The following is a 10,933-nucleotide window of genomic DNA, read 5'->3' on the forward strand; positions in this document are numbered from 1 at the left end:
TGCGCGCTTGTCCTGATGGTCCAGTTCCTCTTCCCCTGGATGTCACAATTCACTACCTTCACCGACTCAACGATTGGTTCAGCACAGCAGCCATGAGCACAACAAAAATCCTCGTCGTGGACAACTACGACAGCTTCGTCTACACCCTGGTCGGCTACCTGCAGGAGCTCGGCGCGGAAACCACAGTGGTCCGGAACGACGACGTCACTCTCGCCGAAGCGATCGAGCTGGCGGACGCGCGCGACGGCGTGCTGATCTCCCCCGGCCCCGGGACTCCCGCCGAAGCCGGCGTCTGCATTGAATTGATCAAATGGTGCGGAGACAACAACAAGCCGATGTTCGGGGTCTGCCTTGGGCACCAGGCGCTGGCCGAGGCCTACGGCGGGACTGTCACTCATGCCCCGGAGCTGATGCACGGCAAGACCTCACCTGTGCAGCACGACGGCAAGAGCGTTTTCGCCGGTCTGCCCTCGCCGGTGACGGCCACCCGGTACCACTCCCTCGCGGCTGTCCGGGAAAGCATCCCCGACGTCCTGGAAATCACGGCCGAAACCGCCAGCGGGGTTGTCATGGGCCTGCAGCATCGTTCGGCGCCGTTGTGCGGGGTGCAGTTCCACCCGGAATCGGTGCTCACCGAAGGCGGCTACCTCATGCTGGGCAACTGGCTTGAATCACTCGGAATGTCCGGGGCGGCCGCCCGTGCCGCCACCCTGAGCCCGCTGATCCAGCGCTAGCCGCCTAGTCCGCCCAGGCCTCCGCCGCCCTTGGTGTCGCTAGGCGACGGCGTGGGGGTCGGGGTGGGACTCGGGGGCGGGGCGGGAGCCTTAGCGACAATCACGCTGATGGTCTTGCCCTGCTCTACCAGGGAATTGAAGGCATCGCCCTGGCCCGTCACCTTTCCAGGGGTTACTTGCGAGTTCTCCTGTTCGGTGACCGCGATGGCCAGGCCGTTCGCCTTGAGCAGCGCTTCTGCATCGGCCTCGCTCAAACCGACGAGTTGAGGCACGGCTACCTTGCCCGTGGACACCACCAGGTCGACGGTGCTGCCCACGCCCACTACAGCTCCCGAAGCGGGCTTGGTGCTGATGACGGAGCCCGCGGGAACGGTGGCACTATTGGCCAAAGTACTCGACCCACCCACGAGTCCGGCCTGGCGCAGGAGGTCGCGTGCAGCGGCCTCGGTGAGCCCGCTCAGGCCTGCAGGGACAGTCGCCGAGACCGGCCCGTCAGAAACGTTCAGCATGACGTGCGATTTCGGCGCCACTTGGGACCCCACGCCAGGGTCGGTGCTGATCACAGTCCCCTTGGGGACCTTGTCATCCGGGACATGGTGCGACTCCGGGCTGAGATTGGCGCCGTACAGCGTCTGCAACGCCGTGGCCTCGCTCATGCCGGCCACCGCCGGTACCGCGATCAACGGGGGCGGAGTCGGCTTCTGGTTCACCGTGCTGTACACCCAGAATCCGCCGCCGGCCAAGACCAGTAGCACCAAAATAACAACCACTGCGGTCCACGCACGACGGCGGGACTTCTGCCGGGCGGTCCGCTCGCGTTCAGGGGCGAACCCAAGCGGCATGGCGCCGTCGTGCTCTGCCTCAGTCTCCGCCGCCTCCCGGGCCAGCATGTCCTGGCCGCCGGCGGCCTGGCCGTTTTCCGGCCCTCCGCTCAGGGTGCTGTCCAGGAATTCGGCGCCCACCAGGCCGCGCGCCAAGCCGCCTTCCGGAATCGGCTGCGTCAACGGCACCGCCTCCGTGACGTCCGTTGGAGTGCCGGCGGCCAGGGCCGGGACCGCAACGCCGTTCTTGGCCGCACGCAAGGCCCGCCGGAAGGCAGCCGCATCCTGGAAACGATCGGCGCGATTCTTCTGCAGGCCCTTGGCCAGGACACTGTCGAGTGCCTCTGAAACGGCTGGATTGAAGGTGCTGGCGGGCTCCGGGATCTCGCGGACATGCTGGTAGGCCACCGAGACAGGGCTGTCTCCCGTGAACGGAGGACGGGACGTCAGCATTTCAAACAGGAGGCACGCCGCGGAATACAGATCACTGCGGGCGTCCACGGTCTCGCCGAGGGCCTGCTCGGGCGACAGGTACTGGGCAGTACCAACCACGGCCTGCGTCTGGGTCATGGTTGCCGCGGAATCGGCCATCGCCCGTGCGATTCCGAAGTCCATGACCTTCACGTCGTTTGACTCTCCGGTCACCATGACGTTGGCCGGCTTGATATCGCGATGGACGATCCCGGCCTTGTGGCTGTACTCCAGGGCGGCAAGGACCCCAAGGATGAACTCGATGGCCTGATCGATGTCCAGTTCCTTGGCACGGATCAGGTCGCGGACAGTCCGGCCGGACACGTATTCCATGACGATGTATGGGACCCGGACGTCCTCGCCCGGCCCGCCGGACACCGTGTACTCGCCCGTGTCGTAGATAGCGACGATCGAGGAATGGTTCAAGGCCGCCACCGCCTGCGCCTCGCGCTTGAAGCGGGCGTGGAACTGCGGATCACGGGCGAGATCGGCGCGGAGCAGTTTTACCGCCACGGTTCGTCCAAGAACAGTGTCGACGCCCTTGTAGACATCGGCCATGCCACCACGGCCGAGCAATTCACCGAGTTCGTACCGCCCGTTGAGGACGCGCTGGGATGTCATTGGGGTGCTGTCCTCTCTGTGGGCAGGTGTAGAGCGTCCGGTTGGCATGGTGTCCTACGGGGTGGTCTTGGTGGAAGGAGACGGGTTCGAGTTCGGCTTGGACAAGTGATAGGTCACGACGGACCCGGCGGGTACTTTCTGCCCGGCCGCGGGATCGGAACTGACGAATGTTCCCGGCGCCTGGCCGGTTGCTCCGTCAACGGGGGCTCCAGTGACCCAGCGCAGGCCCGCACCTTCGATAGCGGCCTGTACTTGTGATTCGGTGGCTCCCTTGCCGATGGTCGGCACGGTGACCATCTGCGGTCCCTTGGAGTAGCTGACGGTGATGGTCGATCCCTTGGCCACCGGGCCGGAAGGATTGATGTCGATGACAGTGCCGGGCGTGGATGGATCGAAGACCTGGACTCCGTTGACCGCGAGGCCGAGTGCGTTGAGGTCCGAGCGCACCTTGTCGTACGGCTGTCCCTTGTACTGCTCCGGGATCAGGTTGATGGTATCCGGGGTGGACGTAGTGGGCGTCGGGGTGGCCGAGGTTTCCGTGGGGCTCGGACTTGCCGAGGTTGGCGGTGCGCTCGAGACCTGGGACGGAGGAGTGGTGCTAGCCGGTGCTGGACTGCTCGGCGAGAACAACCCTGACTGGGTCAGGAGCGCCCCCACCAGGGCGAGCAACACGAGCACGATCAGCGCGATGAGCGGCCACGTCCACGGGCTGCGTTTCTTCCGCGGCGGCTCTTGCTCCTGGTACTCCTCTTCTTCATGGATGTACGCGTTGTGCTCGTCGGCCTGATCCAAGCTGCGTTCGGCGGCCAGGGCATTGGCACGGGCCAGCGGATTTCCACCTTCGGCGGCAGCCCCCACCGCAGCGGCTCCCGCGGCGGCGGCGCCAATCACCGGGAGCGCCGACGTCGACGTCGACCGTGCTTCCCTGCCGTAGGGCGAGGTGACGATGCCGGTGGGCGCGGTGGCAATGTCCGTAGGGGCAGTGATAGGGCCCGTGGCGGATTCGAACAGCAACATCCCCGGGACGGCCGCGTGTGCCGTTGCGATATCGCCAGCGCGGATCGCTTCCGCGGCTTCGGCCAGCTTGATGGCATCCGCGGGACGGTTCTTCGGATCCTTGGCGAGCATGGACATCAGCAGGGCGCGAATGGGGGTGGGCAGGCTTTCAGGCAGCGGCGGCGGGGCGTCGTTGACCTGGGCCAGCGCAATCGCGATCTGGGATTCTCCCGAAAAAGGACGGTGCCCTGTAAGGCACTCGTAGCCGATGATCCCCAGGGAATAGATGTCCGAGGCGCCTGTGGCTGTTTGTCCCGTGGCCTGCTCCGGAGCCAGGTATTGCGCCGTACCCATGACCTGGCCGGTCTGCGTGAGCGGAACCTGGTCGGCGAGGCGGGCGATACCGAAGTCGGTGATCTTGACACGGAAATCCGGCGTGATCAGGAGGTTGCCCGGTTTGATGTCCCGGTGTACCAGGCCTTGGGCATGTGCAGGGGCCAGCGCCCGGGCGGTTTGGGAAATGATGGACAGGGTGCGGTCCGGTGAAAGGACCTGCTCGTGCTCCAGGATGCTGCTCAGCGGCTGACCCGGCACCAATTCCATGACCAGGTAGGCGGAGCCGTCTTCCTCTCCGTAATCGAAGACGTTGGCGATCCCCACGTGATTGAGCAACGCGGTGTGGCGGGCCTCGGCGCGGAACCGCTGGAGGAACCCGGGGTCGCCCGTGTATTCCTCTTTGAGTACCTTGATGGCGACGATCCGGCCAAGGATCTGGTCCTTGGCCCTCCAGACCTCTCCCATGCCGCCAATCGCTATGCGACTGGTCAGCTGGAACCTGCCGCCGAGGGTGATTCCTGACGTAGGCCTCACTTGTTCAACACCGCCTCAAAAATCTTCTTCGCGTTCGGACTGGTTAGCTTTGCGCCGGTAGACACATCAACGCCTTCCATGACAATGGTGACGGCTACCTGCGGGTCGTTGGCCGGGGCGAACCCGGTAAACCATGAGTTGTTCAAGCCTGAATCGCCGAGTTGCGCGGTACCGGTCTTGCCGGCCACCTGGACTCCCGGCACTGCGGCGCCGCTCGCAATGCCCTGGGACACGACGTCGGTCATCCACTGCGTGATCTGGTTGGCGATATCGGGCGTGGTGGAAGTACGCAGCGCCTCGGCCTTGGGCTCGCTGATGACACGCAGGTCAGGTGCCCGCACAGTCTTGATGAGGTTCGGCTTCATCTGGACGCCCTTATTGGCAATAGCGGCGGTCATCATGGCGATTTGCAGCGGAGTGGCCCTGACGTCACGCTGCCCGACGGCGGACTGGGCCAGCGCTGCTTGGTCCAGGTTCTTGGGGAAGACGCTGACCGCGGACTGCAGCTTGAGCTGGTCCCCGAAATCCTGTCCGAAGCCGAACTTGCTGGCCTGGTCCGCGATCGCGTTTTGGCCCAGGTCCAGGGCAATGCTGGCGAAGGGCGTGTTGCATGACTGTTCCAGGGCGAAAGCGAAATCGGCGGTGTTGCGGGTGGAGCAGTTGCCCCCGGCATAGTTGGGCAGCGAGGCGCTGGAACCGGGCAACGGCAGACTGTCCGGGTTCGGCAGGACACTATCCTTGTTGTACTTCCCGGAGCTCAATGCTGCCGCCGTATCGACGAGCTTGAACACGGAACCGGGCGCCAACAGCTCGCCGGTGGGTCCGCTCACGGACTGGTTCAGGTTGATGCCGGGGACCTGGTTGATTTGGTCGTAACCGGCCTTCTCCTTGGCAGGATCGTGCGTGGCGATCAGGTTGGGGTTATAGGACGGCTTGGAGACCATCGCGATGATGGCGCCCGTCTTCGGATTGGTGACGACGATCGAGCCGCGCTGGCCGTCAGGAATGAGGTCGTAGGCGAGCTTCTGGATCACGGGATCAAGGGTCAATTCCACCGAGGCGCCCTTCGGCTGGCTCCCAAGGAAAATCTGGCTCACACGGTCCAGGAAGAGTTGGTCGGAGCTGCCAGCCAGTTCATCCCGGAGCTGTTGCTCAAGCCCGGTGGACCCATAGGTCCTGGAGAAGTATCCCGTGATCCCCGCATAAAGCTCCGGCTGGGCGTAACTGCGCTGGTACTTGCAGGTTTCGTCTCCGGCAACGGATTCGGCGATTGGCTTGCCGCCCACGATGATGGCACCGCGGTCGTTGCAGTAGTTCGCCAGGACAGCGCGCTGGTTCCACGGATTGTCGTTGAGGTCGCCGGCGCCGATGACCTGGACATAACTGATCGCGCCAAAGAGGAGGGCGAACATGGCAACTGCTGCCATCCACGCATTGCGTATGGAATGGTTCATGAGGTCTGCACCGCCTCTGTGGGGGCATGGGTAATGGGCGTAGTGTCCACCGGGCCGCGCGCGGTGTTCGAAATCATGAGCAGCAAGCCCACGATGATCCAGTTGGCAAGCAAGGAGGAACCGCCTGCCGCAAGGAATGGAGTGGTGAGTCCCGTCAGCGGGATCAGCCGGGTGACGCCGCCGATCACCACGAAGCACTGCAGCGCTATGGCAAAGGACAGGCCACAAGCCAAGAGTTTGCCGAACGCGTCCCGCGCGCCAAGAGCAGCGCGGAACCCCCGGGTGAAGAGCAGCATGTAGAGCATCACGACGGCAAAAAGACCGATCAGTCCCAGTTCCTCACCGATGAGGGCCACGATCATGTCGCTGTTGGCGAACGGCACCAGATCCGGCCGGCCTTGTCCGAGCCCTGTGCCTCCGAGGCCGCCGTCGGCCATGCCGAAGAGGCCCTGGACGATCTGTCCGCTGCCGCCCGGGGACCGGTCGAAGACTTCCGGGGTGAAGGCGTTCCACCAGCTGTCCAGGCGGAACGCGACGTGCGAGAAGAACCTGGACGCCAGGAATCCGCCACCCAGGATCAGTGCGACGCCGATGACTACCCAGCTGATCCGGCTTGTTGCCACATAGATGATGACGATGAACAAGCCGAAGAAAAGGATCGAGGTGCCGAGGTCCCGCTGGAACACGAGGATGCCGATGCTCACGAGCCAAGCCGTGATCATGGGGCCAAGATCCTTGAAGCGCGGCAATTGCATGGGGCCGATTTTGCGGCCGGCAAGCAGGATGAGGTCCCGGTTGGAGGAAAGATAGCCTGCGAAGAATATAGCCAGGGTAATCTTGGCGATTTCGCCTGGCTGGAAAGTCATGGGACCGATCCGGATCCAGACGCTCGCGCCCAGCACCTCGCCGGCGGAGATTCCGGGAACCAGCGGCAATACAAGGAGAACCGCGCTGGCCGCCAGCGAGATGAAGGTGAAGCGGCGAAGGATGCGGTGGTCCTTGAGGAACCAGATCACAACGATTGACACGGCCATGGCCAGGAGGGTCCAGCGCAACTGGTTGTTTCCCGTGTCCTCGCCAGGCTGGTCCATGCGATGGATCAGGGCCAGTCCCAAGCCGTTGAGTGCAACCACGATCGGAAGGATGATCGGATCGGCATATTTCGCGCGGAACCTGAGGATCATGTGGAAAGCGAATGCCGCCACGATCAAGAGACTCGACTGGAACCAGAAATCGGCGTCGAACGCGGCCGGACTGTTGAGCCCGACCATGGCGCTGGCGCCGATTCCCACAGCAAGGGCAAGGACCAGCAGGACGAGCTCGACGTTGCGGCGCGGCCTGGGTGTGGTGGTGGCCAGGATCATGGGGACACCGCGCACGTAGGGACCGCCGTGGACGTCGGCGACGATGTTGGCCGGTTCGAGGGACTCGGGCTCGCCGGCGTGGGGCCTGTTGTGGGCGAGGGACTCGCCGTCGGTTTGGCCGTGCCTGTGGGGCATGTGACTGGAAGCCCGGTGGTGCCCTTTTCCTGAAGGTTTTTCACAATCTGCTGGGCATCGGCCAGATCCCGCGCCGGAACGGTCTGGCGAACGACTTGTTGCGTGAATTCAGGCAAGGAATCCATGCGGATGTTCGTCGTGGCCTCGACTTTCGAGAGCTGGAACGGGCCCAGGCTCTGCGAAATGCCGTTGAATATTGCGACGTGCTGATTGAATTCACCGACGTAGTAGCGAGTCTGCGTCCACGCATAGCCGAGCCACAGCCCGGCGACCACGAAGATGGCCAAGACGGCGGCAATGGCCGGCGTCAACCAGCGCCGCTTCCGGGCGACAAGCGGTTGCGGATCCTGGCGGTCCTGTTCGGCCTTGTGGGTCAGCACCGTGGCAGCCCGGCGTGCAACGCTGCGTCCGGCTATGGTCGGGATCGAACCCGTATCGGCCGCGGTCGCGGCAGCCCCGACCAGCTCGTGCGGACGGCTTGCGAGCTCTTCGCGGAGGATCTCCGCCGACAGGTGCTCGCCAAGGTGCGGGTCTGTCGCCGTCGGAGGCTCGGTGGTCCCGGCAGGTTTTGCCGAACCCGCTACAGGACGCGGCGCTGCGGGCTCCGCGGCGGCGGATGGCCCGGCGTCGGACGTTGTTTCCGGCGGCGCTACGGCAGGCGTGACCCCGCCGGCCGCGGGGCTGTTGGCTCCGGATTTTTTGGCCGGGGCCGCCGCATCGCTGCCGTGCGAGCTGTCCTTGCTCGGTGCGGACTTCGCGGGATCGGCCGCTTTCGGCGGCACCTGCGCTTCCGGGACGACGTCGACGGCGGCCGTGCTGAGGTTATCGCCGGTCTCTTCCACGATTTCCAACAGCACCACGGTGACATTGTCCGGAGCCCCGTTGGCGAGAGTGAGCTCAATGAGGAGCTCGGCGCATTCGGCGAGGTCCTTGGTTTCGCGGACTACTTGCTCCACGACTGCGCCTTGGACGTAGTTCAGGCCGTCGGAGCAGAGGAGCCAGCGTTCGCCCGGTTCGACGTCGAGCTCGTCGAGGTCCAGCTCGGGGCTGGCGTCCACGTCGCCCAGGACGCGCATGAGGACGTTCTTGTGCGGGTGGGTTTCGGCTTCCTCGGGGCGCAGCCGGCCTTCGTCGATCAGCCTCTGCACGAAAGTGTGGTCCACGCTGATTTGCTCGAATTTGCCATTGCGCAGGCGGTAGGCGCGGGAATCGCCGATGTGCGCGAAGTGCAGCCGCCTGCCTTCGAGCAGCAGGGCGGTGACCGTGGTGCCCATGCCCGCGAGCTTCGGGTCTACGTGGACGAGTTCGGAGAGGAGGGAATTGGCAGTCTGGATTTCGTCCGCGAGGACTGTTTCCGCGCCGTCCGGGTAGGAATCGTGATCGAGGTGGATCATGTCCAGCACGGTGGATGCCGAGGCGACGTCCCCGCCCGCGTGCCCGCCCATGCCGTCCGCGACGACGGCAAGATGCCGGCCGGCATATGCGGAGTCGTCATTCTTCGAGCGGACACGCCCGACGTCGGACCGCGCCGCGTAACGCATGATGAGGGGGAGCTCCGGAGGCAGCGCTTTGCCTTCGGAAGGCTGGGGGGAAGCCATGGGCTACGCCCTCAATTCGATGACCGTCTTGCCGATCCTCACGGGGACGCCAAGCTCCACCGGCAGGGCTCGGGTCAGTTGCTGATCGGCGAGGTAGGTGCCGTTGGTGGAGCCAAGATCTTCGATGAACCATCGGCTGCCCTGGGGGAACAAGCGCGCGTGCCTGCCCGAAGCATAATCATCCTCGAGGACCAAGGTGGCCTCTTGTGCGCGGCCCAGCAGAATGGGGCTCGCGGCCAAAGGAAGCGTGGTGCCCTTGAGCGGGCCCTCGACGACGACGAGCTGGTGCGCCTGCTGCTTCACGGGCTGGGGCGGCGCCGGGGCGAGCTCCGGATGCTTGCGTACTTCGCGCGCCGTCGGAGTTCCCATGGCTGCCTTGCGGCCGATCACGAGATCGCGACGCATGGTCGAGACGATGCTGAAGATCAGTATCCAGAGCAACAGCAGGAAGCCGAAGCGGAGTGCGGTGATGGTCAGTTCGCTGATGTCGCTCACGGGCGCCCACCAGAGGGCTGGGGGAGAAGTCTGAAGATGATCTTGGTCCGTCCCATGGTGATGGTGGATCCGTCAGTAAGTTCTACACTGCCGTCCACTTTATGGCCGTTGACGTAACTTCCGTTGGTGGAACCGAGGTCGACGGCGCGGATGACTCCGTCTGCCGTCTGGATTTCCAAGTGCTTGCGGGAGACGCCGGTATCGTCCACCAGGATGTCGGCTTCGGATGACCTGCCCAGCACGATGGAAGGCGCGTTGAGGGAATAGCGTTGTCCGCCGATGTCCAGGACAGGCTGGAGCCGTGTGGGCTCGCGGCTCGGAGCGGCGGGCACAACGGGCCGGGGAGCAACGGGCGCGGCAGCCCCGCCGGATTTCTCGGTGCGGGACGTGATCTCGAAATGGCCTTCGCGCTGGGCATCGTCGTGACGGAAGGAGATCCGTACGGGACCCTGCAGAATGTAACCTTGGCTGCGCACGTGCTGGATGACGACGTCGCACAATTCTTCGGCCAGGGGAGTTCCCCAGTCCTGGGCGCGCGCGAAGTCTTCATCGCTCAAGAGAACGTCGAAAACGTTGGGTGCCAATGTTCGGCCGGCTGAAATGGTGATGGACTTGTTGTCCAGTTCACGGCGAAGCTTGCTGGCGATTTCCACCGGCTCCACCCGCGCCCGCGACCCGGTGGAGAAGACGCCTCGGACGGCCTTTTCGATGCCACGCTCAACCCTGTCAAGCAAGCCCATGGTCCTTCTCCTTCCGCTTCGTTGACCCGGCAGTATCAGTAGCCAAGACGAATCCCCGCAGTGGCCGGAGCGCACGCAGGAAGCCTGTCTTCAACCCCGATACTACTGGGCAAGACTGTGAATGGCCTTATTCCACAACGGCCGGAACGCCGGAAAAGTTCGCCGGACTGCATCATTCCGGGATGCTTCTCGCGTGATTTCCGCATCATCTGGGGGACCGGCAATCCGTGGCGTCCCAGGGTTTTACGGCCCCGTCCCGGGTCGATTGGCGTTTTCAACAGGTTGTCCGTTATGCTTGATCTCGCTGCTTTCGCAGGGGTGAGGCCGGGGAAACCTGGTACGGCCCGGGCGAAAGAAAGTTGCGCGCGAGTGGCGGAACGGCAGACGCGCTGGCTTCAGGTGCCAGTATCCGAAAGGGTGTGGGGGTTCAAATCCCCCCTCGCGCACGCAATTCAAAGGAACCCCGGTCTCTGACCGGGGTTCCTTTGTTTAACTCACCGAACTCCCTCGCAACTCCCGGGTTATAGGACAAAACGTGTGTAAATCCCGCGCGTGTCACGTGCGTCCTGCCCAACCTTTGCGGGCCCAGAGGCCTTCCTCTGCGGTGGCTGTGTTGCCGTATTCCTCGGGTCCG

Annotated in this window: 8 protein-coding genes and 1 tRNA gene; 2 read left to right on the forward strand and 7 right to left on the reverse strand. The window is 64.3% G+C overall.

Translation table 11 applies throughout. The features are described from left to right. Window positions 1-92 precede the first annotated feature (92 nt). Window positions 93-734 carry an aminodeoxychorismate/anthranilate synthase component II gene (locus VLA65_RS16095; protein ID WP_059388885.1) on the forward strand — a complete coding sequence of 214 codons (642 nt, stop codon included), beginning with the start codon at window positions 93-95 and terminating at the stop codon, window positions 732-734. Here VLA65_RS16095 and pknB read toward each other — a convergent pair. From pknB to VLA65_RS16130, 7 genes are read right to left on the reverse strand one after another with little or no spacing between them, the layout of a single operon-like run. Continuing rightward, a complete protein-coding gene (gene pknB / locus VLA65_RS16100) occupies window positions 731-2,695 on the reverse strand; it encodes a Stk1 family PASTA domain-containing Ser/Thr kinase (protein WP_370872726.1) in 1,965 nt (654 codons plus the stop codon). The genes VLA65_RS16095 and pknB overlap by 4 nt on opposite strands. A 6-nt stretch (window positions 2,696-2,701) precedes the next feature. Continuing rightward, entirely contained in the window at window positions 2,702-4,513 is a 1,812-nt protein-coding gene (locus VLA65_RS16105) for a protein kinase domain-containing protein (protein WP_332603074.1), read from the reverse strand. Then, the gene (locus VLA65_RS16110) at window positions 4,510-5,967 is read right to left on the reverse strand and encodes a penicillin-binding transpeptidase domain-containing protein (RefSeq protein WP_059388886.1); all 1,458 of its coding nucleotides are present in this window, start codon (window positions 5,965-5,967) and stop codon (window positions 4,510-4,512) included. Before VLA65_RS16110 ends, VLA65_RS16105 begins: the two co-directional genes overlap by 4 nt. Beyond that, a complete protein-coding gene (locus VLA65_RS16115; RefSeq protein WP_059388888.1) occupies window positions 5,964-7,331 on the reverse strand; it encodes an FtsW/RodA/SpoVE family cell cycle protein in 1,368 nt (455 codons plus the stop codon). The genes VLA65_RS16110 and VLA65_RS16115 overlap by 4 nt, the downstream gene beginning before the upstream one ends. After that, complete coding sequence (locus tag VLA65_RS16120; RefSeq protein WP_332603075.1) at window positions 7,328-9,064, reverse strand: PP2C family protein-serine/threonine phosphatase; 1,737 nt, start codon at window positions 9,062-9,064, stop codon at window positions 7,328-7,330. Before VLA65_RS16120 ends, VLA65_RS16115 begins: the two co-directional genes overlap by 4 nt. 3 nt (window positions 9,065-9,067) lie before the next feature. Beyond that, window positions 9,068-9,550, reverse strand: coding sequence for an FHA domain-containing protein FhaB/FipA (locus VLA65_RS16125; RefSeq protein WP_059390255.1), 483 nt, complete (start codon window positions 9,548-9,550; stop codon window positions 9,068-9,070). A 5-nt stretch (window positions 9,551-9,555) separates the two neighbouring features. After that, window positions 9,556-10,299: an FhaA domain-containing protein gene (locus VLA65_RS16130; RefSeq protein ID WP_284988580.1), complete on the reverse strand. Its 744-nt coding sequence runs from the start codon at window positions 10,297-10,299 to the stop codon at window positions 9,556-9,558. A gap of 363 nt (window positions 10,300-10,662) precedes the next feature. Here VLA65_RS16130 and VLA65_RS16135 point away from each other — a divergent pair. Beyond that, a tRNA-Leu gene (locus VLA65_RS16135) sits at window positions 10,663-10,745 on the forward strand. Window positions 10,746-10,933: the final 188 nt, after the last annotated feature.

This window comes from Arthrobacter sp. S2(2024), assembly GCF_036662515.1.
In the GTDB taxonomy this organism is placed as follows: Bacteria; Actinomycetota; Actinomycetes; order Actinomycetales; family Micrococcaceae; genus Arthrobacter.

Excerpts from the sequence above, each read along its gene's own strand:
- pknB (WP_370872726.1), bottom strand. The coding sequence starts at position 2,695 with ATGCCAACCGGACGCTCTACACCTGCCCACAGAGAGGACAGCACCCCA.
- VLA65_RS16110 (WP_059388886.1), bottom strand. The coding sequence starts at position 5,967 with ATGAACCATTCCATACGCAATGCGTGGATGGCAGCAGTTGCCATGTTC.
- VLA65_RS16095 (WP_059388885.1), top strand. The coding sequence starts at position 93 with ATGAGCACAACAAAAATCCTCGTCGTGGACAACTACGACAGCTTCGTC.
- VLA65_RS16120 (WP_332603075.1), bottom strand. The coding sequence starts at position 9,064 with ATGGCTTCCCCCCAGCCTTCCGAAGGCAAAGCGCTGCCTCCGGAGCTC.
- VLA65_RS16130 (WP_284988580.1), bottom strand. The coding sequence starts at position 10,299 with ATGGGCTTGCTTGACAGGGTTGAGCGTGGCATCGAAAAGGCCGTCCGA.
- VLA65_RS16115 (WP_059388888.1), bottom strand. The coding sequence starts at position 7,331 with ATGATCCTGGCCACCACCACACCCAGGCCGCGCCGCAACGTCGAGCTC.